The 22,459-nt window shown below is 68.0% G+C and carries 21 protein-coding genes and 1 pseudogene; 11 read left to right on the top strand and 11 right to left on the bottom strand.

Features of this window, described 5'->3' with window-relative positions; translation table 11 throughout:
* Positions 1–5 precede the first annotated feature (5 nt).
* The 3 genes from QO058_RS22340 to QO058_RS22330 are packed head-to-tail and all read left to right on the top strand — an operon-like array spanning position 6 to position 4,139.
* Entirely contained in the window at positions 6–2,528 is a 2,523-nt protein-coding gene (locus QO058_RS22340) for a circularly permuted type 2 ATP-grasp protein (protein ID WP_284168421.1), read from the top strand.
* Positions 2,529–2,538: 10 nt separating this feature from the next.
* Positions 2,539–3,417, top strand: coding sequence for a transglutaminase family protein (locus QO058_RS22335; protein WP_284168420.1), 879 nt, complete (start codon positions 2,539–2,541; stop codon positions 3,415–3,417).
* A complete protein-coding gene (locus QO058_RS22330) occupies positions 3,417–4,139 on the top strand; it encodes an HAD family hydrolase (RefSeq protein ID WP_284168419.1) in 723 nt (240 codons plus the stop codon). Before QO058_RS22335 ends, QO058_RS22330 begins: the two co-directional genes overlap by 1 nt.
* A 9-nt stretch (positions 4,140–4,148) precedes the next feature.
* On the opposite strand, the gene QO058_RS22325 is transcribed toward QO058_RS22330, so the two are convergent.
* Complete coding sequence (locus QO058_RS22325) at positions 4,149–5,063, bottom strand: BMP family protein (RefSeq protein WP_284168418.1); 915 nt, start codon at positions 5,061–5,063, stop codon at positions 4,149–4,151.
* 214 nt (positions 5,064–5,277) lie between these two features.
* Positions 5,278–6,723: an aldehyde dehydrogenase family protein gene (locus QO058_RS22320; RefSeq protein WP_284168417.1), complete on the bottom strand. Its 1,446-nt coding sequence runs from the start codon at positions 6,721–6,723 to the stop codon at positions 5,278–5,280.
* Positions 6,724–6,804: 81 nt separating this feature from the next.
* Here QO058_RS22320 and QO058_RS22315 point away from each other — a divergent pair, with 81 nt between their 5' ends.
* Positions 6,805–8,382 (top strand): GGDEF domain-containing protein, encoded by a 1,578-nt coding sequence (locus QO058_RS22315; RefSeq protein ID WP_284168416.1) that lies wholly within the window; start codon positions 6,805–6,807, stop codon positions 8,380–8,382.
* Between the two features lie 38 nt (positions 8,383–8,420).
* Here QO058_RS22315 and QO058_RS22310 read toward each other — a convergent pair whose 3' ends face one another.
* The 6 genes and pseudogenes from QO058_RS22310 to QO058_RS22285 all read right to left on the bottom strand — a co-directional run bounded on the left by QO058_RS22310 (position 8,421) and on the right by QO058_RS22285 (position 11,837).
* Entirely contained in the window at positions 8,421–8,573 is a 153-nt protein-coding gene (locus tag QO058_RS22310) for a hypothetical protein (RefSeq protein ID WP_284168415.1), read from the bottom strand.
* 72 nt (positions 8,574–8,645) lie between these two features.
* The gene (locus QO058_RS22305) at positions 8,646–9,341 is read right to left on the bottom strand and encodes a phosphatase PAP2 family protein (RefSeq protein ID WP_284168413.1); all 696 of its coding nucleotides are present in this window, start codon (positions 9,339–9,341) and stop codon (positions 8,646–8,648) included.
* An 8-nt stretch (positions 9,342–9,349) separates the two neighbouring features.
* Positions 9,350–9,874, bottom strand: a complete 525-nt coding sequence (locus QO058_RS22300; RefSeq protein WP_284168412.1) for a diacylglycerol/lipid kinase family protein — start codon at positions 9,872–9,874, stop codon at positions 9,350–9,352.
* Positions 9,875–9,964: 90 nt separating this feature from the next.
* A pseudogene (locus QO058_RS31510) lies at positions 9,965–10,333 on the bottom strand (diacylglycerol/lipid kinase family protein); the annotation flags it as partial.
* Between the two features lies 1 nt (position 10,334).
* Positions 10,335–11,231 (bottom strand): transglutaminase-like domain-containing protein, encoded by an 897-nt coding sequence (locus tag QO058_RS22290; protein WP_284168410.1) that lies wholly within the window; start codon positions 11,229–11,231, stop codon positions 10,335–10,337.
* Positions 11,232–11,453: 222 nt separating this feature from the next.
* Positions 11,454–11,837, bottom strand: coding sequence for a PRC-barrel domain-containing protein (locus QO058_RS22285; protein ID WP_129158800.1), 384 nt, complete (start codon positions 11,835–11,837; stop codon positions 11,454–11,456).
* A gap of 361 nt (positions 11,838–12,198) precedes the next feature.
* On the opposite strand from QO058_RS22285, the gene QO058_RS22280 reads away from it, so the two are divergent.
* Positions 12,199–12,465, top strand: a complete 267-nt coding sequence (locus tag QO058_RS22280) for a glycine zipper domain-containing protein (protein WP_284168409.1) — start codon at positions 12,199–12,201, stop codon at positions 12,463–12,465.
* 45 nt (positions 12,466–12,510) lie between these two features.
* Here the strand turns inward: QO058_RS22280 and hutC are convergent, their stop codons facing one another.
* The gene (gene hutC, locus QO058_RS22275; RefSeq protein ID WP_284168408.1) at positions 12,511–13,260 is read right to left on the bottom strand and encodes a histidine utilization repressor; all 750 of its coding nucleotides are present in this window, start codon (positions 13,258–13,260) and stop codon (positions 12,511–12,513) included.
* Between the two features lie 14 nt (positions 13,261–13,274).
* Positions 13,275–14,642: a formimidoylglutamate deiminase gene (locus QO058_RS22270; RefSeq protein WP_284168407.1), complete on the bottom strand. Its 1,368-nt coding sequence runs from the start codon at positions 14,640–14,642 to the stop codon at positions 13,275–13,277.
* A gap of 158 nt (positions 14,643–14,800) precedes the next feature.
* On the opposite strand from QO058_RS22270, the gene hutI reads away from it, so the two are divergent.
* The 5 genes from hutI (at position 14,801) to QO058_RS22245 (ending at position 20,700) form a co-directional block, all read left to right on the top strand.
* Positions 14,801–15,967, top strand: a complete 1,167-nt coding sequence (gene hutI / locus QO058_RS22265) for an imidazolonepropionase (protein WP_284172993.1) — start codon at positions 14,801–14,803, stop codon at positions 15,965–15,967.
* Positions 15,964–17,490: a histidine ammonia-lyase gene (gene hutH / locus QO058_RS22260; protein WP_284168406.1), complete on the top strand. Its 1,527-nt coding sequence runs from the start codon at positions 15,964–15,966 to the stop codon at positions 17,488–17,490. Before hutI ends, hutH begins: the two co-directional genes overlap by 4 nt.
* Positions 17,487–18,296 (top strand): N-formylglutamate deformylase, encoded by an 810-nt coding sequence (hutG, locus tag QO058_RS22255; protein ID WP_284168405.1) that lies wholly within the window; start codon positions 17,487–17,489, stop codon positions 18,294–18,296. The genes hutH and hutG overlap by 4 nt, the downstream gene beginning before the upstream one ends.
* On the top strand, positions 18,293–19,960 hold the full coding sequence (hutU, locus tag QO058_RS22250; RefSeq protein ID WP_284168404.1) for a urocanate hydratase: 1,668 nt from the start codon (positions 18,293–18,295) through the stop codon (positions 19,958–19,960). Before hutG ends, hutU begins: the two co-directional genes overlap by 4 nt.
* Positions 19,961–20,121: 161 nt before the next feature.
* Entirely contained in the window at positions 20,122–20,700 is a 579-nt protein-coding gene (locus QO058_RS22245) for a HutD/Ves family protein (protein ID WP_284168403.1), read from the top strand.
* Positions 20,701–20,846: 146 nt separating this feature from the next.
* Here the strand turns inward: QO058_RS22245 and QO058_RS22240 are convergent, their stop codons facing one another.
* Positions 20,847–21,923 (bottom strand): citrate synthase/methylcitrate synthase, encoded by a 1,077-nt coding sequence (locus tag QO058_RS22240; RefSeq protein ID WP_284168401.1) that lies wholly within the window; start codon positions 21,921–21,923, stop codon positions 20,847–20,849.
* A gap of 96 nt (positions 21,924–22,019) precedes the next feature.
* On the opposite strand from QO058_RS22240, the gene QO058_RS31210 reads away from it, so the two are divergent.
* Positions 22,020–22,436, top strand: coding sequence for a citrate synthase (locus QO058_RS31210; protein ID WP_347975486.1), 417 nt, complete (start codon positions 22,020–22,022; stop codon positions 22,434–22,436).
* Positions 22,437–22,459: the final 23 nt, after the last annotated feature.

Raw genomic sequence — 22,459 nt, 5'->3', positions numbered from 1 at the left:
CAAGGATGGCTCTGCAGGGCCGATCGAGCTCGATACGGGTGCGCAACGAGCGCCGCAATGCCTTGCTTGCGGGCTATCGGCCGCTGCCCGGCGCCTATGACGAGCTCATGGCGGCGGACGGCACGATCCGGCCGCAATGGGAGCCGTTCCTGGCGGAATGGTCAGCGCTGTCGAGCGATGAGCTGCAACGCCGCTTCGGCCTTGCCGACCGGCATGTCCGCGACACCGGCGTCTCCTATCGCGTCCATGGCGATCTCGACGAGAGTGATCCGCTGGCCGGCGAGCGCGCCTGGCCGCTGAACCACGCGCCGCTGGTGCTCACCGGACAGGAATGGAAGACGATCGCGGCCGGCGTCGCCCAGCGCGCGCAACTGCTCGATGCCGTGCTCGGCGACATCTATGGCCCCGGCAAGCTCGTGGCCGGCGGCGCCTTGCCGGCCGCCGCCATCACCGGCAGCCCCGATTACCTGCGGCCGCTTCAGGGCACGGGCGGCGCCGGGCAGCTCCAGATCTATGCCGCCGATCTCGGTCGCGGCCCGGATGGGCGCTGGTGGGTGCTGAACGACCGCACCCAGGCGCCATCGGGCGCCGGCTATGCGCTGGAGAACCGGCTCGCCATCGGGCGCGCCTTCCCGGACCTGTTCCGGACGATGAATGTCGAGCGGCTCGCCGCCTTCTTCCAGGGCTTCCGCGCCGGCCTCGTTGCCCGCGCCAGGCGGGTCGAGCCGCGGATTTGCCTGCTGACGCCGGGCCAGCTCAACGAGAGCTATTTCGAACAGGCCTATCTCGCCCGCTATCTCGGCTTCCTTCTGGTCGAGGGCGGCGATCTCGTGGTGCGCGACGGGCTGGTGCATGTCCGCACCATCGCCGGCTTCAAGCGCGCCGATGTGATCTGGCGGCGCATCGACGGCGATTTCGCCGACCCGCTGGAGCTCAACGCCCGTTCCGCGCTCGGCGTGCCCGGCCTGGTCGAGGCGGTGCGTGGCGAGAACGTCATCGTCGCCAACGGGCTCGGCTCCGGCGTGATCGAGGCGCGGGCGCTGATGGGTTTCATGCCGCGACTGGCGCGCGAGGTCCTCGGCGAGGAACTGATCCTGCCGAATATCGCGACCTGGTGGTGCGGCCAGCCGCGCGAGCGCCAGATCGTGCTCGACCGACTCGACGAGATGAATGTCGCACCGGCCTTCCGCGCACCCGGCGACGGGCTCGACGGCGGCACCGTGCTGGTCGCGGACCTCAGCAGCGCCGAGCGCGAAGCGCTTCGCACCCGCATCACGGAGCGCGGGCTCGACCATGTCGGACAGGAAGTGGTCCGGCTCTCGACCATGCCGGTGATGCAGGGCGGCCGGCTCGAGCCACGGCCGATGACGCTGCGCGTCTTCGCTGCGGCGACGCCAGATGGCTGGCAGGTGATGCCGGGCGGCTTCTGCCGCGTCTCCGACGAATCCGATGCGCGCGCCGTGACGATGCGCTCCGGTGTGCGCTCCAGCGATGTCTGGGTGACCTCCGACGAGCCGGTCGAACAGGTGACGCTGCTGCCGAGCCCGGACCGGATCGGGATCCGCCGCGTCGTCGGCATCCTGCCGAGCCGGGCGGCGGACAACCTGTTCTGGCTCGGGCGCTATCTGGAGCGCAGCGAGGCGACGCTGCGCCTGGTGCGCGCCCTGCTCGGACGCCTGATCAACGCCGACGACCAGGCGCCTGGCCATGGCGAAACGATCAAGCGGCTCGCCAATCTGCTCGTCGCCTGGGGAGCGGCCCCGGCCACGCCCAAGAATCGTCCCGTCGCGGCGCAGGCACGGGCCGCGTTGCACGAGCTCGATCAGTACGGCTCGGCCGCCGCCTCGGTCCGCGAGGCGCGGCGCACCGCCTCGGTCATCCGCGAACGCCTCTCCGTCGACGCCTGGCGGCTGTTCGGCGACCTCCAGCGCCAGCTCACCCCGCCGGGCAAGGTGGAGAGCGAGGGCGAGGCCTTCGAGATCGCCGACACCGCGCTGAAATCGCTCGCCGCCTTCTCGGGCCTGTCCCAGGAAAACATGGTGCGCGGCGCCGGCTGGCGCTTCCTCGATATCGGCCGGCGCATCGAGCGCGGCGTCACCACCTGCCGCTTCGCCCGCCATTTCATCGAGAACGACGCGCCGGGCAATTGCCTCGACGCGCTGCTCGACCTGACCGACTCGCAGATCACCTATCGCTCGCGCTACATGCTCGGCGCCTCGCTGCAGCCGGTGCTCGATCTCGTCATGCTCGATCCCTACAATCCGCGCTCGGTCGCCTTCCAGGTCGAACGGCTCGATGCCGAGATCGCGGCGCTGCCCTCGCTCAACGACGACGGCATGCTCGAGGAGCCGCGCCGGCTCGCGCTCAAGCTGGCCGCCGAGAACCGCACCGCCGAGGCAAGCCGTCTCGACCGCACCGGCATCCTGTTCTTCGAGCAATTGCTGATGGGTCTCTCAAGCGCGGTGGCCGAGCGTTATTTCCTGCAGAACTCCAGGCCGGAAGGTTCGCGGATGACGCGACTCGCGTAAGGGAGACGGCGTGATCTACGACATCCGCCATCTCACCACCTATGCCTATAGCCGGCCGGTCCCGTTCGCGCGTTGCGTCCTGCGCGTGCTGCCGCGCGAGGGGGCGGGTCAGCGCGTCTTGACGAGTGCGCTGGCGGTCGCGCCGCGCGGAGCAGAACGTCGGGACGGAGTCTGCTTCTTCGGCAACCGCACGACGACGCTGACGATCGCCAGGCCACATCGCGAATTGCGCATCGAGATGACCTCGCGGGTCGAGGTGATGCGGACCGCCGCCCCCTTCCCCGCCATGACCCGACACTGGGAGGAGGTCGCCCAGCTTGCGCTCGCGGCGCAGAGCCTCGCACCCGACTCCCCGGCCCAGTACCTCTACCCGAGCCGTCTTGCACCGACCGTGCCCGAGATCACCGACTATGCCCGCAAGAGCTTCCGGGCGAAGCGGCCGATCTTCGAGGCGGGCTGCGATCTGATGGCCCGCATCCGCAAGGAATTCCGCTACGATCCCGAGGCCACCGAGGTCGCGACCCCGATCCGCGAGGCTTTTTCCGCGCGCCACGGCGTCTGCCAGGACTTCGCCCACATCATGATCGCCGGCCTGCGCGGCCTCGGCCTGCCGGCCGCCTATGTCAGCGGCTATCTGCGCACCATCCCGCCACCGGGCCAGGCCAGGCTCGAAGGGGCGGATGCGACCCATGCCTGGGTGATGCTCTGGTGCGGACCGGAGACCGGTTGGATCGGGCTCGACCCGACCAACGACCTGATCGTCGCCGACGACCATATCGTCACCGCGACAGGGCGCGACTATGCCGACGTCTCGCCGCTCGACGGCGTGCTCGTCGGACCGGGCAGCCAGAAGCTCGACGTCAAGGTCGACGTCATCCCGGTGACCTGATGGCCGATACTATGAGGCCTTGGCCCGCCGTTCGAGGCCTGCTGTTCGACAAGGACGGCACGCTGATCGACTACCAGGCGAGCTGGGCGCCGACCAATCTCGAGGCCGGACGGCTGGCTGCGCAGGGCGACCTCGACCTCGCGGCGCGGCTGCTGACCGTGGCCGGCGTCGACCCCGCGACCGGCTATGCCATCTCGGATGGGCTGCTCGCCTCGGGCAACACCGAAGACGTGGCAGAGGCCTGGGCCGAGGCCGGCTCACCATTCGGCGCGGCGGAGCTGACCGATCGGCTCGACACCCTGTTCCGCTCGGCAGTCGTCGCGGCGGTGCCGGTCTGCGATCTCGCCGCCCTGTTCGCCAGCCTCGCAGGTCGCGGACTTGCCCTCGGTATCGCCTCCAGCGACAGCGAGGCGGCTGTCGCGGCGACCGCCGAGCGCTTCGGCCTCGAACCGCATCTCGCCTTTCTCTGCGGCTATGATTCCGGCCATGGCGCCAAGCCGGGGCGCGGCATGGTCGACGGCTTCTGCCGCGCGACGGAACTGCCGGTGGAAGCCGTCGCCGTCATCGGCGATTCCAGCCACGACATGCACATGGCGGCAGCGGCCGGCGCGGGCTATCGCATCGCCGTGCTCACCGGCGCCGGCAGCGCCGAAACGCTGCGCCCGCTCAGCCACCTGCTGCTGCCGAGCATCGCCACGCTGGAGCAGGCGCTGTTCGCCTGAAGCTGCAGCTCAGGCCGGATTCGCGAATTCCTCGCCCTGCCACTCCGTCGGCACCTCAAATCGGCGCGCGGCGATCTCGGCGGCCATTGTTTCGATCCTGGCCCGCGTCTCCGCCGGCACGGTCGCGGCCATGGTCAAGCGCACGGCCTCGGGGGACTCAAGGCCGATCTGCCGAATCTGCCCGACCGCAAGGTGGCCCGAAATGGCATGCGAAACCGCGTTGAACACGGCCCGCCCGACATCGGCGAAGGCGGACGCGACGAACACCTCCGGCGCCACCAGCGTCCAGTCGCGGACATTGCCGATCTGCTTGGCGCCGCCCTCGCGACAAGCCTCGATCGCGCCGGTGCGGCCGGCATTGAGCATGGTGAAGATGATGTCGGCCTTTGCCGCAATCATCGCGGCGGCGACTTTCTTCGACAGCGCATTGTCGTCCTGGTTGCCGGAGAAGTTGGTCAGGATCTTCACGTCGGGATTGGCGTGGCGGACACCGGCGGCATAAGCCGCCCGCCCCTTCAGACCCGGCGTCACCCGGATGCCGGACATGTGGCCGACGACACCGGTCCTGGTGGTCAGCCCGGCGAGCATGCCGGCGAGGAAAGCCGAGTGCTCCTGCAGCACTTCGTAGCTCGCCAGGTTTGGACCAGTGACATTGCCTTGCGTTACGACGAAGCGGCTGTTGGGGAACTCAGCCGCGACCGTCTTGGCCGCGGCGTTGTTCTGCCCGCCATGGGCGATGACGAGAAGTGGGGTCGTCGCGGCGAGTTTGCGCAGCGCGGCCGCCAGCTCCTCCAGCTTCGGCGGGACGCCCTGCTCGATGATGGCCGCAACGCCGAGGCGGCTTTCCGCCAGCTTCAACCCGTCATAGCCGGCCTGCATGAAGCCGCCATCATCGATCTTGCCGGCAAACAGCGCAGAAACCATGGGTGCGGCGGCGCCGGCTCGTCCCGACAACGATGTCATTGCCGCCAGAGCGAGAAAGCTACGGCGATGAAGCGATCCTGGCATGGTCCTGTCCCCGAGAAGCCGATCGGCCAGCTCAGCAAGACATATACCAGCGTGGATCGCTGCGCGGCAGGCGGACACGAAAAGGGCCGCGCTTGCGGCGCGGCCCTGGCTGTCGGCCTGAAGGCTCGCCTCAGGCGAGCGTATAGGCGGTCTTCACCGTGGTGTAGAACTCGCGGGCATAGGCGCCCTGCTCGCGCGGGCCGTAGCTCGAACCTTTCCGGCCGCCGAACGGTACATGATAGTCGACGCCCGCCGTGGCGAGGTTGACCATCACCATGCCGGCCTCGGCATTGCGCTTGAAGTGTGTCGCGTGCTTCAGCGAGGTCGTGCAGATGCCGGAGGACAGGCCGAACTCGGTGTCGTTGGCGACCGCGAGCGCCTCTTCGTAATCCTTGACGCGGACGACGTTGGCGACCGGGCCGAAGACCTCCTCGCGCGAGATGCGCATGGCGTTGGTCGTCTCGGTGAACAGCGCCGGCTGGAGATAGAAGCCGGGCGTCTCCCGGTTGAGCAGCTCGCCGCCCCAGGCGAGCTTGCCGCCCTCGTCACGGGCGATCTGGATGTATTTCAGGTTCTGGTCGAGCTGGCTCTGGTCGACGACCGGGCCGATCGTGGTGCCGGCCTTCAGCGCGTCGTCGACGGTGACGCCCTTCAGCCGCTCGATCGCCGCCTCGACGAAGCGGTCATGGATGCCGGCCTGGACGATCAGGCGCGAGGAGGCCGTGCAGCGCTGGCCGGTCGAGAAGAAGGCGCCCTGCACCGCGGCCTCGACCGCGGTCTTGAGGTCGGCATCATCGAGCACGACGAGCGGGTTCTTGCCGCCCATCTCGAGCTGGACCTTCTTCATCGGGTTGCCGGCGATGCAGGCCGTCGCGACCTTGCGGCCGGTCGAGACCGAGCCGGTGAAGGAGATCGCGTGCACATCCTTGTGCTCGAGCAGCGCCTGGCCGACGACCGAGCCGCGGCCCATCACCAGGTTGAGCACGCCCTTGGGCAGGCCAGCGCGCTGGATGATGTCGACCAGTGCCCAGGCCGAGCCGGGGACGAGGTCGGCCGGCTTGATCACGACGCAATTGCCGTAAGCCAGAGCCGGGGCGATCTTCCAGGCCGGGATCGCGATCGGGAAATTCCAGGGCGTGATCATGCCGATGATGCCAACCGGCTCGCGGGTGACCTCGACGCCGACGCCGGGGCGCACAGAGGGGATGCTCTCGCCGTTCAGACGCAGGCACTCGCCGGCGAAGAAGGCGAAGATCTGGCCGGCGCGGGTCGCCTCGCCGATCCCTTCCGGCAGGGTCTTGCCCTCCTCACGCGAGAGCAGCTTTCCGAGTTCCTCCTTGCGGGCGAGGATCTCGTCCGAGGCCTTCTTCAGGATCTCGTAGCGCTCCTGCGGCGTCGCGCGGCTCCAGGCCGGGAAGGCAGCCTTGGCGGCGGCGACGGCGTTGTTCAGGTCCTCGACCGACCCCTGCGCGTACTCACCGACGACGTCGTTGGTGTTGGAGGGATTGATGTTGCGCGAGGCGTTCTGCGCGCTAGCCCACTCGCCGGCGATCAGGTTCTTGAAAGGAGCATTCATCGCAAAGCCTCGTGCGTAACCGAAAGAGGAGCCGGTCTTAACCGTTTTATGTCGGCAAAGCCATGCGAGCAGGCCCGATGAATGGCGATGCAGGCCCCGCCGCCAGCGCATGCGGCAGTCCGAACAGGCTTGCTTCGACGCAGTTTGCGCCCGCCATTTCAGCTTGCTTTCACCTTTGTCTGGTTTGTTCTGGCGGCAATGAAGCTTGCTAGCGACCTTTACGTTCTGCATGCCCGCAACCAGGAGCAGGCAACCGCGTCGCGCTTGCCCCCATGGGGTGCAGCGGTGCTGGTCGCGGGCATCGTCTTCGCCGCAGCATTGTTCGGCCATCTCACCCGGCCGCTCGGCTTCCTGTCGACCTTCTGGCCTGCAAACGCCCTGCTGCTGGGCCTGATGGTGCGTAATCCCGGCTGGGCCGGGCCGTTTGGCTGGACAGGTGCGGCGGCGGGCTATCTTGCCGCCGATTTCGCCATGGGCGGCGGCGTTGGCCTGACATTGTGGCTGACGGCAGGCAATCTCACAAACGCCTTCGTCGGTTATCTGTTGTTCCAGCGCGTCGCCGGTCCGGATCGCCAGCTCGGGCGGCCGCAATCCCTGTTGTTCCTGCTGCTGATCGCGCTTGTCTCGGCGACCTTGGCCGCCACCGTCGGCAGCAGCGGCCTCGTCATCTATTTCGGTCACACTCGATTGCAGGCGTTCGAGTTTTTTCTGACCAGCGAGTTTGCCAGTAACCTCGTGGTCCTGCCGGTCGTTCTGACGGCGCCCCCGCTCACGCGGATCGTGCAGGGGTTGGTCACGCGCCCCATGCCAATGCGCGACCTGGCCAAGCGACTCCTGCCGGTTGCGGTCCTGTTGGTCTCGACCCTCGTCGGAACCTTGATCGGCGGCCCGACCGCGATCGCGATACCCGTCCCCGCAATCCTCTGGTGCGCGCTGAGCTACGGTATCTTTCCGACCACGATCCTGACCCTCCTGCTCGGCCTCTGGCAGGGCACCATTCTGCTCGCCAGTCTGCCACCGGGAGCCGCCGAACATGCGAACATGATCAGCTCGCATCGCTTTGGCGTGGCGGTGTTCTCGCTCGGGCCGATCATGGTCGCTGCGATCAATGCCGCCCGCTCGCACCTGCTGAGCGAGCTCGATCTGGCAGCCAATCAGGATGTTCTGACGAAGGTCCTGTCGCGCCGCGCCTTCCTCACGCGCAGCGAGGCCATGCTGGCGGAGAGCTTCTCCGCGAACCGGCCGGTGGCCCTGCTGATGCTGGATGTCGATCGCTTCAAGCCGATCAACGATCAATATGGTCATGCGGTCGGGGACGAGGTGCTCGCGGCCCTCGCGGAGAAGGTCGCGGCAATGCTGCGCCAAGGCGATCTGTTCGGGCGGATCGGTGGCGAGGAATTCGCGATCCTGTTGCCGCATCTGAACCAATCTGCGGCGCTGGCCCTGGCCGAGAGAATGCGCAATGGCTGCGCCGAGCTCCGCGTCCCGGTCGAAGTGGGTGAGCCGCTTGCAATCACCGTCAGCATCGGCGTCGTCTGGGGCATGGCGAGGCCCGGCTTCTCCTTGCTGCACCTGATGCAACAGGCCGACGCTGCGCTCTATCGGGCGAAGCGCGCCGGCCGCGATCGCGTCATCGACACGATGCTCGAGGCGGCCTGAGGCGACGCTTCGCGCCCGGCGGCATCTGAGCTGGCCGCCTACTTCTCCTTGATCGACAGGCCGTTCTTGCCGACCGAGATCTCGACGCCCTCGGGCTGCTTCTTCTCCTGATAGAGCGCATAACTGACGGCCCCGAGGCCGACGACCAGCAAGCCGACCAGGAGAACAAGCGTGTTGCGAGACAGCGTCATCAGGAGCTCCGTTGCAGGCGCCAGAGCGGCGCGCCCATCAACGCTGGCGCGGGCGCCTGGTTCCAGCCCGCCTCATATGACGGGCTCGCCGCGTGCCGCAGCGGCCTGCGCGATCTTCGTTTCCCTCCGAGCCGCGAAACGTCCGATCAGGAAGAGGGCAAGACCGGACCAGGCGACGCCAAGGCACCAGCCGCCGAGCACGTCGCTCGGCCAGTGCACGCCGAGATAGATCCTGCTCACCCCGATCGCGATCATCAGGGCCCAGGCGATCCAGAGGCAGAGCCGGGCAATGTCGGCACGGCGCGAGGCGATGCCGACGAAGCCAGCGATACCGAGCAGCACCACCGCCGAGAGGAAGGCATGACCGCTCGGGAAGCTCGCGGTGAAGGTCAGCGCCGCATGCTCGACGATGCCCGGCCGCTCGCGGCCGAAGGCGAGCTTGAGCAGCGTGCTCGTCCCCGTCGCCGCCAGGACATTGACCACCAAGCCGATCGCCAGCGGTCGATGGCCGCAAAGTCTCAGCGTCAGCGCCGCGATCACCGTCGCGATCCCCAACCCGATGAAGCTGCCAAGCGCGGTCAGGTCGCGCATCATCTCCCGGAACCAGGCCGGTCCGATCGGCACGGAGGGGTTGGCCGGGTCGCGAAACAACATCACCAACGCGCTGTCGACGGCGGACGTGCCATCGGAGACAACGTAGAAGGCCAGCCCCAGAAAGGCGAAGGTAGCCGCGACAGGCAGGAGAAAGCGCGGCTGGAGGAGGAACATCGAACGCCTCATGAAGGGAACTTGTACTCAGCTGGATAGGACGGAAGCTCGGCCGGCCGGGCAGCGATCACCTGCAACGCACCTGGCAGCAGACGATAGGCGAATGGGCTGGCGCGGCGCTCGACCTCGCCGTCGAAGGTGACATGACCGCGGCGCTTGTCGCGGCGGGTCAGGGTGACGGCGGTGCCCGTCAGCGAGATCAGGTGCCGGGAGTTGCGCCAGCCACCGGTCAGCATCGAGAACGCCACCTTGGCGCGCGACAGCGGGCCACCGGTATCGAGGATATGGATCTCGAATTCGCCACCATCGAGGCTGGTGCGACGCCATTCTGCACCGTCGAACTGGTTGACAGTGACCAGAACCGCATCGGCCTCGACCAGACGACGCTCGCCGGCGATCTCCATCTCGATACGGATAGGACGAGTGAACAGGATCGAGCGCGTCGCGGCGAAGAGAAAGGCGATGAGGCGGCTGAAGGGAAAGCGTCGGCGCGCATATTCGCGCTGGCGGGCCATCAGGCTGAAAAAACCCATGCCCGAAATCGAATGGAACAGGTGGCCATCGACGCTGCCGAGATCCATCGACACGGGCTCGCCCTGGCAAAGCGCAGCGATCTGCTGCTCCACCGTGCCGATGAGACCCAGATCGCGGCCGAGCACGTTGACGGTGCCGAGTGGAAGCACGCCCACGGGCCGCTCGCAACCGACCAGGACTGGAAGAGCGCCGTTGATGCTGCCGTCGCCGCCGGCGATGACCGGGGTCACAGCCTTATCGGCAACCGCGGCCTGCAGGCGTTCCCGCAGTTGGCGCGGTTGCACCAGTTCGACCTCGCCTCGGCACCCGGCCGCTTCGAAGGCCGCCTCGATGCGTTGCGCGAAGGTGTCGGATCCAGCCTCCAGAACCGTGCCGGCGCGCGCATTGGCGATGACGCGGAAGCAGCGCGTTGGCGCCGGCGTTTCGAGCTCGGGTGACGGTTCCGACAGTTTCGCCATGTCAGGCGGCGATATGGGCGTCTCTCTTGGCCGGAACAAGGCGGGCCGCCGCCGGCGCAATCCGCAGTAGCTCCTCCTCGACCTCTTCGGTGATCACCTCGAAGCGCCGCAGCCAGTGCGGACCGAAGGAGGTGAGCATCGGCACATCGGTCGCGTCACGACCGCGAGCAAGGACGATGCGGCCGATGCGGCGCTGGTTGTGGCGGGCGTCGAAGGTATGCCAGCGCCCGCCGAGCCAGACCTCGAACCAGGCGTTGAAGTCCATCGGCGCCGGGTTGGGCACGACGCCGATATCGCCGAGATAGCCGTTGCAATACCGCGCCGGGATGTTGAGGCAACGGCAGAGGGCGATGGCGAGATGGGCGAAGTCACGGCAGACACCGATGCGCTCTTCGAAGGCCTCGGCTGCGGTCCGGGTGTTGCGAGCGAACGCGTAACCGAAGCTGATATGATTATGGACGAACTGGGTCACGGCCTGAACGCGAGCCCAGCCCGGCTCGACCTGGCCGAACAGGCTCCAGGCGGTGCCAGCCAGCCGGTCGGTCTCGCAATAGCGGCTGCCGAGCAGATAGGGCAGGACCTCGTCCGGCAAGTCCGCCGGCATGGCCTCGCGGGCAGAGAGATCGGCCGCATCGGGCTCGCCGCTATCATGAATGAGGCCGTCGCATGCGAGCACGACACCGCCCGCCGGCGCGGTGAAACGGCGACAGATGTTACCGAACGGATCGAGATGCTGGCTGATCTCGATCGGCGCAGGCCGGGCCACGACGGGCGCCACGCGCATCTCGTCCGGGCGGATCAGATCGTGCCGGCGCGAGGGGTGAATATCAAGCAGCGTGAGCAGGGCGGTCGGCTGCTCGCAGACGACCTCGATCCGGTAGCCGTAACGAATGTGCATGATGACCTCGATGATGCACGAAGGGAGTTGCCCACCGTGGTGGGAGCGGTGCCCAGCCGGCACTCAATGACGCGCAGCTCCTGCCGAGGTTCCCGGTGAGGCAGCCCAAAAAAAGGTGCGGGCCTTTCGGCCCGCACCACGCAATCACGACGATCCGGCTGGGGGGATAGCGACCGCCGCGAGTTGCGCCTTTGTGTGGAACGCTGGCCCTGCGGCGCGCTCTCACATCATCCAATACGGCATCGTGCCGTAGTAATCGTGCACCCGCTTGCCGTATTCCTTGTCGTGCCAGTCAGGCTCGCCATCGGCGCCGTACATCGGGGCGGCTTCGAGCTTCTCGCGGGTCAACGGCACGACATAACCACCCTTCTCGACGTCGTAGTCGAGCATGCTCCACGGGATCGGGTGGTACTTCTCACCCAGGCCGAGGAAGCCGCCGAAGGACATGATCGCGTAGGCGACCTTGCCGGTCGCCTTGTCGAGCATGACGTCATAGATCGAGCCGAGATGCTCAGCGGCGGTGTTGTAGACTTCGGTTCCGGCAACACGAGCGCCGGCGATCAGCGGGTTGGCGGCGTGAGAGGCTGCGGTCATCGTAGCGCTCATCGGTCCCTCCATAAATAGCTTATTGGGCCGACCATCGAGCCGGCTCGTTCCATCAACCCGATGGGAGCAACCGGGTTCCCAACGCGAAAGACAAAAAGATCGTGCCGTTCAGACGGGACCCCGACAGCCGCGACGGCTCACACGGGGCAGGTGCGGAACAAATGCCGGCCAGCACGGTTTGAGGGTGGATTGAGCGTGCGGCTTCAGCCGACACGCTTCAGGCGGCAAGCGATCGCCAGGGAGGCGCTGCCGCACGACCCGCGACAACCACACGAGGATGCCGACGGCCCCTTTGCAAGTTCGTTCTTGCATGTCGCGCCGCGATGCCGCCGGAACTCGCCATGAAGGGAAGGAACGTCCTATGATGAAGAAGCTTCTACTGGTAACCGCTGCGGTGGCCGCGCTCGGCGCCTGCACGCCCCGCGAAGAGAGAACAGCCACCGGCGCGGTGATCGGCGCCGGCGCGGGCGCCCTCATCGGCGGCGCCGCGACAGGCCGTGCCGGCGGCGCGCTGGCGGGCGCTGCGATCGGCGGCGCCGGCGGCGCCATCATCGGCAATGCGACCTCGCCGGATCAGATCTGCTACGGCCGCGACGAGTGGGGCCGGCGCGTCCGCTACGCCTGCTGACAAACGCAACAGCGCGAATGGCGGCAATCACCCGCCATTCGCATGTCAAACCGCCCCATAAGGCCCGAAGCGCCCGACGAAGCGGTGACGACCGCCGGGATAGAGCAACCGCACGGCGGTGATCGGCTCGGACTGGTTCCAGGTCCGGCGCTCGACCAAGAGGCAGGGCTCGCCTGCATCGATCTTCAGCAGCTCCGCTTCCTGCAGCTCCGCCGCGATGGCGCTGATTGCATGCTCCGCCTGCGACCACAGGCTGTTCTGGAGGAGCCAGTCGCCGGGCGGTGTCTCGGTGAAGCTCTCCTCCAGGACCTGCGGCAGCGTGGCAAGGTGGATCACCCGGTCCTCCAGCACATGCGGCCTGCCATCGGCGAAGTGTAGCAAAGTCAGGTGCGTGATCTCCACGGAGCGGCGAAGTTCGAAGCGCGTCGCAACCTCGCGCTGCGCCTTGCCGTCACGCCGTTGCAGGATGCGATAGCTGTAGGCCTGCCCGAGTTCGCGAACCTCCTGCGGGATCGAGAGGATGTCGAGCATCGCATGGCTTGCCGGCGGGCTCGCGACGATCGTGCCCGAGCGGCGCCGGCGCGTGATCAGTCCCTCGCGGGCAAGCTGCGCGAGAGCCCGATGCACGGTCATGCGCGAGGCGCCAAGACGCTCCATCAGCGCATGCTCGGGCGGCACCGCCGTGCCCGGCGGCCAGGTCCCGGCCAGGATCAGATCGCGGACGGCGCGACGAATCTGGTCATAGAGCGGACCGGCTCCATCCAGCGCCACGGCATCGATCTGAGTGGCTGACATGGGCTCCCTGAGGCTCAGCTGAGGAGATTTCGGATCACCTTGCCATAGCGGGCAGCGATGCGGGCGCGGTCAATGTGCCGGCCGGCGCTGACCACAGGCTTTCCACCGACGACGACCTCCGCGACCGGCAAAGCGGGAGCGGCGAAGATGGCGCTGTCGAGGGCGAAGTCGCCAGCCTTGCCGACGATGGCGGGATGCTCGGCATCGAGCGTGACGAGGTCAGCGCGATGGCCGACCGCAATCGCGCCGATGCTGCGTCCGCAAGCCTGCGCGCCGCCGGCGCAGGCGTCCTGCCAGAGCCTCAAGCCAGCCGAGACGCCAGCTTCAGCCCAGAGCGCCCGCCGCCGATCCCGCAGGCGCTGCGAATATTCGAGAAGGCGCAATTCGCCACCGGCGCCGATCTCGACATTGGAATCGCTGCCGACACCGATGCGCCCGCCCGTCTCGCGGTAGCGCACGCCGTCGAAAATGCCGTCGCCGAGATTGGCCTCGGTGATCGGGCACAGGCCCGCGACAGCGCCGGAGAGCGCCATCGCATCGCGCTCGGCATCGCTCAGATGCGTCGCGTGGATCAGGCACCAGCGCTCGTTCACCGCGACGTTCTGCATGAGCAGCTCGACCGGGCGGCGGCCGGTGATGGCGAGGCTGTCCTCAACCTCGCGGGTCTGCTCGGCGACATGGATGTGCAGCGGCACGTCCTGGCGCAACTGCGTGAGCCAGCCGAGGTCTTCGAGTGCAACTGCCCGCAGCGAATGCGGCGCGAGGCCGACGCGGGCATCCGGCAGGCTTGCGACCGCCTTCTCGCTGCCCTCGATCAGGCGCGCATAAGCGTCGCGATCGTTGAGGAAGCGGCGCTGGCCCGGCGCGGCCGGCGCGCTGCCGAAATTGCCGTAGCGATAGAATACCGGCAGCAGGGTCAGGCCAATGCCGGTCTCCTCGGACGCCGCCGCGATCGCAGCGCCCATCGCGGCGATGTCGCCATAGGCGCGGCCGTCCTTGTCGTGGTGGAGGTAATGGAACTCGGCGAGCGCGGTGAAACCACCCTCCAGCATCTCGACCATGGCCTGGGCGGCGATCGCCTGGACATCGTCGGGGCTCAAGCGGTCGAGGAAGCGGTACATCACCTCGCGCCAGGTCCAGAAGGAATCTTCGGAGGCGCCGCGGCGCTCGGCGAGGCCCGCCATGCCGCGCTGGAAGGTGTGGCTGTGCAGATTGGGCAGGCCGGGCAGCGCGAGGCCGGCGAGCTTCGTCGCGCCAGCAGGCGCCGCCTGCCCCGCCGCGACCGACATGATCGTTCCATGATCGAGCGTCAGCGTGACGTTCTCGGCGAAGCCCTCGGGCAGCAGCGCCTGGGCGAGATGCAGTGTCGTATGTCCGGTCACGCTGGCGTCCCTCTTTAATTGCATATGCAAATGAAGCTTGCTATTTGCATATGCAATTGTCTAGCATAGCCACAAGGCAGATTAAGTCGAGAGGAGGCGACGTGGCGGCGACCCTTTCCCCCAGCGGACGAGTGTGGACCAACGCACGGCTCGCGACCATGGCGGCCGATGCAGGCACACCCTATGGCGCGATCGAGGACGGCACCGTCATTGCCCGCGACAGCCGCATCGTCTTCGCCGGCCCACGTGCCGAGGCGCCCTCCTTCGGCAGCGCCGAGGTGATCGATTGCGAGGGCCGCTGGATCACACCCGGGCTGATCGATTGCCACACCCATCTCGTCTATGGCGGCGATCGTGCCAACGAGTTCGAATTGCGCCTCAAGGGCGCGAGCTATGAAGAGATCGCCCGCGCGGGGGGCGGCATCGTCTCCAGCGTCAAGGCGACGCGCGCGGCAAGCGAAGATCAGCTCTTCGCCAGCGCCGACAAGCGCCTCGCCGCCCTGATCGCCGAGGGCGTCACCACCGTCGAGATCAAGTCGGGCTACGGGCTCGACACCGAGAGCGAGGTCAAGGTCCTCGCCGTCGCCCGCCGGCTCGGGCGCGAGCGTCCGGTCGGAGTGCAGGCCACCTTCCTCGGCGCCCATGCCGTGCCGGCCGAATTCAAAGGCCGTTCCGGCGACTACATCGACCTCGTCTGCGGGCCGATGCTCGACGCCATCGCGGAGCAAAACCTCGCCGACGCCGTCGACGTCTTCTGCGAGGGCATCGCCTTTTCGCCCGAGGAGACCGCTCGCGTCTTCACCGCGGCCAAGGCGAAGGGCCTGGCCGTCAAGATCCATGCCGAGCAGCTCTCCAATCTTGGCGGCGCAGCGCTGGCAGCCAGCTTCGGCGCCCTCTCGGCCGACCATCTCGAGCATCTCGACGAGGCCGGCGTCATTGCCATGGCCAGGGCCGGCACCGTCGCGGTGGTGCTGCCCGGCGCCTTCTACTTCCTGCGCGAGACACAAAAGCCGCCGATCGAACTGCTGCGCCAGCACGGCGTGCCGATCGCGCTCGCCACCGACGCCAATCCCGGCACCTCGCCGCTGACCTCGCCGCTGCTGACCATGAACATGGGCTGCACCTTGTTCCGGCTGACGCCTGAGGAGGCGCTGGCCGGCATGACCCGGAATGCCGCCCGCGCCCTCGGCCTCCAGGACGAGATCGGCACGCTCGAAGCCGGCAAGGCCTGCGATCTCGCAATCTGGGAGATCGAGCGCCCGGCCGAGCTCGCTTATCGCATCGGCTTCAACCCGCTTCACGCCCGCATCCGGAACGGACAATGACCACGCTCTCTCTCACTCCCGGCGAGGCCCGCCTCGCCGACTGGCGCCATGTCCTCGACGGCGCCACCGTCACCCTGACCCAGACCGGCGCCATCGCCGCCGCGCAGGCGATCGTCGACGACATCGTCGCCGCCGGCACCGTGACCTATGGCGTCAACACCGGCTTCGGCAAGCTCGCCAGCGTCCGCATTGCCGACAACGACCTCGCCAAGCTGCAGCGCAATCTCATCCTCTCGCATGCGGTCGGCACCGGCCCTGCTTTGCCGGACGAGGTCGTTTCCCTGATCCTCGCCATGAAAGCGGCGAGCCTGGCCCGCGGCGCGTCCGGTGTCCGCCTCGTCGTGGTCGAGGCGCTGATCGGCGCGCTGAAAGCCGGCGCGCTGCCGGTCGTGCCGGCCAAGGGCTCGGTCGGCGCCTCCGGCGATCTCGCCCCGCTCGCGCATCTCACCGCCGCGCTGATGGGCGTCGGCGAAATCAGGCTGAAAGGCGAAGTGCTGCCGGCAGCCGAGGCGCTGAAGCGCATCGGCCAGGCGCCGCTGGCGCTCGGCGCCAAGGAAGGCCTTGCGCTGATCAACGGCACGCAGGTCTCGGCCTCGCTGGCGCTGACCGGGCTCACCAGCATCGCCCGCGTCTTCGACGCCGCGCTGATCGCCGGCGCGCTCTCGGTCGATGCCCTCAAGGGCTCCGACACGCCGTTCGATCCGCGCATCCAGGCGCTGCGCGGTCAGCCCGGCCAGATCAAGGTCGCAGCATTGCTGCTGCAGTTGATCGCCGGCAGCGAAATCCGCGAGAGCCACCGCTTCGGCGATTCCAAGGTTCAGGACCCCTACTCGCTGCGCTGCCAGCCGCAGGTGATGGGCGCGGTGCGCGACCTGCTCGCCAACGTCGCCGCGACGCTCGCGATCGAGGCCAACGCCGTCACCGACAACCCGCTGGTGCTCGGGCCCGGCGAGATCGTCTCGGGCGGCAATTTCCACGCCGAGCCGGTCGCCTTCGCCGCCGATATGCTGGCGATGGCGGTCTGCGAGATCGGCAACCTCGCCGAGCGCCGCATCGCGCTGCTGGTCGATCCCGTCATGAGCGGCCTGCCGCCCTTCCTCGCCCGTGATGCCGGCCTCAACTCCGGCTTCATGATCGCGCAAGTGACCGCCGCCGCGCTGGCCTCCGAGAACAAGCAGAGGGCCTATCCGGCGTCGGTCGACACCATCCCGACCTCGGCCAATCAGGAAGACCATGTCTCGATGGCGACGCATGGTGCCTTCCGCCTGATCGAGATGGCGAAGAACGCGGCGAGCATCATCGCTGTCGAATTGATGGCCGCCGCCGAGGCGATCGAGCATCACCGGCCGATGAAGACCTCGCCGCGACTCGAGCCGGTGCTGGCGCTGATCCGCGGAAAAATCGCGCCGCTGACCGAAGACCGCTATCTCGCGCCCGACCTTGCGGCAGCGACGGAGCTCGTGCTCTCGGGCGCCCTCGGCAAGGCGGCGGGGGTCGACAGCTTCGCGGAGCTCTCCGCATGAGCAGCCCCACCGTCAGCGTTAGCCGCGCCTCGTCGCCGCTCGTCCTGTCGATGCCACATCCCGGCACCGGCCTGCCGGCCGAGGTCGCGGCGCAGCTCAATGCGCGCGGAAAGCTGGTCGAGGACACCGACTGGCATATGCGCCAGCTCTACGCCTTTACCGAGCGCTTCCAGCCGAGCATCGTCGAAGCACAGCTCTCGCGCTTCGTCATCGACCTCAATCGCGACCCGGCCGGCGTCTCGCTCTATCCCGGCCAGGCGACGACCGAGCTCGTGCCGACCACGACCTTCGACGGCGCGCCGATCTGGCAGACCAATCCCGACGAGGCCGAGATCGCCCGCCGGCGCGAGGCCTATTTCCAGCCCTATCACGACGCCCTCGCCGCCGAGATCGAACACGCCAGGGCGCAGCACGGCTTCTGCCTGCTCTGGGACTGCCATTCGATCAAGTCGGTGATCCCGCGCCTGTTTCCGGGCTCGCTGCCGACGCTCAATCTCGGCACCAATTCAGGCGCGAGCACTGCGCCTTCCGTCGAGGCTGCGGCTGCTGCGGCGATGGCCGGCGGCGCCTTCACACAGGTGGTCAACGGCCGCTTCAAGGGTGGCTGGATCACCAGGCATTACGGCCGCCCGGCGGACCACGTGCACGCGCTCCAGATGGAGATCGCGCTCTCGGCCTATCTCGACGATGAAACCGCGCCCTGGGCCTTCGCGCCCGCCAAGGCCGCCAGCCTGCAAGCCACCCTTTCCACCATGATCGAGGCGGCGCTCGCCGCCGCCACAAAGCTCGAACGGAGCAAGCCATGACCCGCATCGACAACAGCCGCGTCATCCGCGCGCCCCACGGCAACGAGCGCAGCGCCAAGTCCTGGCTGACCGAGGCGGCGCTGCGCATGCTGATGAACAATCTCGATCCTGATGTCGCGGAGAAGCCGGGCGAGCTCGTGGTCTATGGCGGCATCGGCCGCGCCGCCCGGACCTGGGAGGATTTCGACCGGATCTGCGCCTCGCTGCGCTCGCTCGAGGCCGACGAGACGCTGCTGGTCCAGTCCGGCAAGCCGGTCGGCATCTTCAAGACGCATCCGGACGCGCCGCGCGTGCTGATCGCGAACTCCAACCTCGTCCCGGCCTATGCCAATTGGGAGCATTTCCATCATCTCGATAAGCTCGGGCTGATGATGTACGGCCAGATGACGGCCGGCTCCTGGATCTATATCGGCACGCAAGGCATCGTTCAGGGCACTTACGAGACCTTCGTCGAGGTCGGCCGCCAGCACTACAATGGCAGCCTCAAGGGCAAGTGGGTCCTGACCGGCGGGCTCGGCGGCATGGGCGGCGCCCAGCCGCTGGCCGCGACCATGGCCGGCGCGTCGATGATCGCCGTCGAGTGCAGGCCGTCGAGCATCGATTTCCGCCTGCGCACCGGCTACCTCGACGAGAAGGCCGGCAGCGTCGATGAAGCCCTGAAAATCGTCGAGGCCGCCCATGCCAAGGGCAAGGCCGTCTCGGTCGGCGTGCTCGGCAACGCCGCCGAGATATTCCCCGATATGGTCCGCCGCGGCATCCGCCCGGATGTCGTCACCGACCAGACCTCGGCGCATGATCCGCTCAACGGCTATCTGCCGGCCGACTGGACGCTGGAAGAGTGGGAGGAGCGCCGGGAGCGCGATCCCGCCGGCACGATCCTGGCCGCCAAGACGTCGATGGCAAGCCATGTCAAGGCGATGCTCGACTTCCAGACAATGGGCGTGCCGACGCTCGACTACGGCAACAATATCCGCCAGATGGCGAAGGACATGGGCGTCGACAACGCCTTCGACTTTCCCGGCTTCGTCCCGGCCTATATCCGCCCGCTGTTCTGCCGCGGCGTCGGTCCATTCCGCTGGGCCGCTCTCTCCGGCGACCCGGAGGACATCTACCGCACCGACCAGCGCGTCAAGGAGCTGCTGCCCGACGACAAGCACCTGCACAACTGGCTCGACATGGCGCGCGAGCGCATCCAGTTCCAGGGCCTGCCGGCGCGGATCTGCTGGGTCGGCCTCGGCGACCGCCACCGGCTCGGCCTCGCCTTCAACGAGATGGTGGCCAAGGGCGAGCTCAAGGCCCCGGTCGTGATCGGGCGCGACCATCTCGATTCCGGCTCGGTCGCCTCGCCCAACCGCGAGACCGAGGCGATGAAGGACGGCTCGGACGCGGTCTCGGACTGGCCGCTGCTCAACGCCCTGCTCAACACGGCCGGCGGCGCGACCTGGGTCTCGCTGCACCATGGCGGCGGCGTCGGCATGGGCTATTCGCAGCATTCGGGCGTGGTCATCGTCGCCGACGGCACGCCGGAAGCGGCGAAGCGCCTCGAGCGCGTGCTTTGGAACGACCCGGCGACCGGCGTGATGCGCCATGCCGATGCCGGCTACGACATCGCTCTGGATTGCGCCCGGGAGAAGGGCCTGAAGCTGCCGGGGATTTTGGGCTGAGCCATCGTGTCATTCCGGGCTCCGCGTAAGCGGAGAACCCGGAACCCACGACTGGGTGAATCCTACCGATCACCACGTCGCACCCCGTCGTGGGTTCCGGGTTCGCCCTGCGGGCGCCCCCGGAATGACAAATGTTGAGCGCGAATACGAAGGACCGTTCCATGCGCATCATCCGCGCCGCCGACTGCCTGGTCATGCCGTGGAAGAACGGCGGCGGGACGACCACCGAGATCGCGGTGGCGCCGGAAGGCGCTTCATTTAACGATTTCGACTGGCGCATCAGCATGGCCCATGTCGGGCAGGACGGGCCGTTCTCGTCCTTCCCCGGCATCGACCGGACGCTGTCGGTGCTGACCGGCGCCGGGATCACGCTGGCCTTCGGCGATGGCGAACGCGTCAGGCTGGATCGCGCCAGCACACCCTACCCCTTCGCCGCCGACCGGACGGTCGACGGGATACTGGTCGACGGGGCAATCGACGATCTCAATGTGATGAGCCGGCGCGGCCGCTGGCGGCACCGGGTCGAGCGCATTTCCGACGCAGGCTCGCTCGCTACGAGCGAGGGCCTGCTGGTGCTCGTCGCCCGCCGAGGCGATTGGCTGGTGAACGGCGCGGCGATCGCCGCCGGCGACAGCGCGGTTCTCGATGCTCCCGGGCGCGTCGATCTTATGGCGAGCGACGGCGAGGCTGAACTTTATGCGGTTCGGTTGACGATCGAGGCGCGGGGAACCCTCTCCTGAAAGGAGAGGGCAGGGTGAGGTGTTCGGGAGGGATATCGCGAGCCTCAACCCAACCGCGCGGTCAGCATTCGCGGCACTGGTCGAGGGGCCTACACCTCACCCCTGCCCCTCTCCTTACAGGAGAGGGGTTCCCCGCGCATGACGCCTCAAGCCGCCCGCCTCGGCTGCGGGCCGACATAGACCGATTGCGGCCGGATCAGGCGGCCGGTCTCGATCTGTTCGCGGGCATGGGCGAGCCAGCCGGTGGTGCGGCCGAGCGCGAAGACGCAAGTGAAGGCCTCGGGCGGGAAGCCGAGCGCCTCGAGCAGCAGCGCGGTGTAGAATTCGACATTGGTTTCGAGCGAACGGCCGGGCTTGCGCTCGCGCAGGATGGCGAGGGCCGCCTGCTCGACGGCCTCGGCAAGGCGCAAGCGCCCGGCATCGGCGCCGAGCTTCGCAATCGCCTGCTTCAGCGCATCGGCGCGCGGATCGCGGACGCGATAGATGCGATGACCGAAGCCCATCAAGCGCTCGCCGCGACCCAGCGCATCTTCGAGCCAGGCACGTGCATTGGCCGGCTCGCCGATCGCGTCGAGCATCTCGATCACCGGGCCCGGCGCGCCGCCGTGCAGCGGGCCCTTCAGGGCACTGATCCCGGCCAGCACGGCCGAGACCAGCCCGGCCCGCGTCGAGGCGACGACACGCGCCGCGAAAGTGGAGGCGTTGAGGCCGTGATCGGCGACGGTGACGAGATAGCTGTCGAGCGCTGCCGCCTGGGCCGCGGTCGGCGCTTCGCCGCGCAGCATGCGCAGTGTATCGGCCGCCTGTGATAGCGCCGGATCGGGCGCGATCGGAGCAAGGCCGCGCCGCTTGCGGACAGCAGCCGCTGTGAAGACGGCCGGCGCGGCGAGCAGCTTTAGCGCCGTATCAGGTCCCTCGCCGTCAGCAATCTGCGCAGTCCAGGCGCGAATTGCCTCGACCGGGCCGAGACCATCCGCGAGCGCGGTGCGCTCGACCATGCCAAAGAGATCGGCTCGGGCACGGCCGAGCGCCAGCGAGAGCTCGCGGCCCTGTGGCAAGCCGGGCAGCAAGCCATCGAGCATCAACGCCGCCATCTCCTCGAAGCTGGTGCGGCCAGCGAGCTCGGCAAGGCTGTGGCCGCGGATCACCAGGCGACCGGCCGCGCCGTCGACCTCGGAGAGCACAGTATGGGCGGCGACGACGTCATCGAGACCATCGGACATGTCAGGAACTCCTCAAAACGTTCGTTTTGAAAATCGGCTCCCACATTGCAACAATCAATCTTGAACAATATAATCAATATATCTGAGGGAGAGGCGATGCAGGACTGGCTGACGGCACAGGAGGCGATGGCGCGGCTCGGCCTGAAGCCGCAGACGCTCTACGCCTATGTCAGCCGCGGGCTGATCGAGGCGCGCGGCGACGGCGAAGATTCGCGCCGCAGTCTCTACCGAGCCGAGGACGTCGCCCGGCTGGAGCATCGCAAGGCGCGTGGCCGGCGCCCGGCCGCGATCGCCGAGGACGCGATCGCCTATGGCGAGCCGGTGCTCGCCTCGGCCATCACCACGATCGAGCGCGGTGGCCTGTGGTATCGCGGTCAGGATGCGGCGCGACTGTCCGAGAGCGCCAAGCTGGAGGATATCGCGCGCCTGCTCTGGGATTGCGGCACGCAGCGCTTCCCGCCTTTGGCGACGATCGTGCCGCCGGGGAGCCGCTGGCGCGTGTCTTCGCGGTGATCGCGGCGCGGACCGCAACCGAC

Source organism: Bosea vestrisii (genome assembly GCF_030144325.1).
Classification (GTDB): Bacteria; Pseudomonadota; Alphaproteobacteria; order Rhizobiales; family Beijerinckiaceae; genus Allobosea; species Allobosea vestrisii_A.
Note: the sequence above shows the minus strand (reverse complement) of the source record. Positions and strands in the feature narration are given on the sequence as shown.

Bases quoted from the DNA above. Each gene is read 5' to 3' on its own strand.
- QO058_RS22340 (WP_284168421.1), top strand. From the start codon at position 6: ATGGCTCTGCAGGGCCGATCGAGCTCGATACGGGTGCGCAACGAGCGC.
- QO058_RS22330 (WP_284168419.1), top strand. From the start codon at position 3,417: ATGGCCGATACTATGAGGCCTTGGCCCGCCGTTCGAGGCCTGCTGTTC.
- QO058_RS22325 (WP_284168418.1), bottom strand. From the start codon at position 5,063: ATGGTTTCTGCGCTGTTTGCCGGCAAGATCGATGATGGCGGCTTCATG.
- QO058_RS22320 (WP_284168417.1), bottom strand. From the start codon at position 6,723: ATGAATGCTCCTTTCAAGAACCTGATCGCCGGCGAGTGGGCTAGCGCG.
- QO058_RS22315 (WP_284168416.1), top strand. From the start codon at position 6,805: ATGGCGATGCAGGCCCCGCCGCCAGCGCATGCGGCAGTCCGAACAGGC.
- QO058_RS22310 (WP_284168415.1), bottom strand. From the start codon at position 8,573: ATGACGCTGTCTCGCAACACGCTTGTTCTCCTGGTCGGCTTGCTGGTC.
- QO058_RS22305 (WP_284168413.1), bottom strand. From the start codon at position 9,341: ATGTTCCTCCTCCAGCCGCGCTTTCTCCTGCCTGTCGCGGCTACCTTC.
- QO058_RS22300 (WP_284168412.1), bottom strand. From the start codon at position 9,874: ATGGGTTTTTTCAGCCTGATGGCCCGCCAGCGCGAATATGCGCGCCGA.
- QO058_RS22290 (WP_284168410.1), bottom strand. From the start codon at position 11,231: ATGCACATTCGTTACGGCTACCGGATCGAGGTCGTCTGCGAGCAGCCG.
- QO058_RS22285 (WP_129158800.1), bottom strand. From the start codon at position 11,837: ATGAGCGCTACGATGACCGCAGCCTCTCACGCCGCCAACCCGCTGATC.
- QO058_RS22280 (WP_284168409.1), top strand. From the start codon at position 12,199: ATGATGAAGAAGCTTCTACTGGTAACCGCTGCGGTGGCCGCGCTCGGC.
- hutC (WP_284168408.1), bottom strand. From the start codon at position 13,260: ATGTCAGCCACTCAGATCGATGCCGTGGCGCTGGATGGAGCCGGTCCG.
- hutI (WP_284172993.1), top strand. From the start codon at position 14,801: ATGGCGGCCGATGCAGGCACACCCTATGGCGCGATCGAGGACGGCACC.
- hutH (WP_284168406.1), top strand. From the start codon at position 15,964: ATGACCACGCTCTCTCTCACTCCCGGCGAGGCCCGCCTCGCCGACTGG.
- hutG (WP_284168405.1), top strand. From the start codon at position 17,487: ATGAGCAGCCCCACCGTCAGCGTTAGCCGCGCCTCGTCGCCGCTCGTC.
- hutU (WP_284168404.1), top strand. From the start codon at position 18,293: ATGACCCGCATCGACAACAGCCGCGTCATCCGCGCGCCCCACGGCAAC.
- QO058_RS22245 (WP_284168403.1), top strand. From the start codon at position 20,122: ATGCGCATCATCCGCGCCGCCGACTGCCTGGTCATGCCGTGGAAGAAC.
- QO058_RS22240 (WP_284168401.1), bottom strand. From the start codon at position 21,923: ATGTCCGATGGTCTCGATGACGTCGTCGCCGCCCATACTGTGCTCTCC.
- QO058_RS31210 (WP_347975486.1), top strand. From the start codon at position 22,020: ATGCAGGACTGGCTGACGGCACAGGAGGCGATGGCGCGGCTCGGCCTG.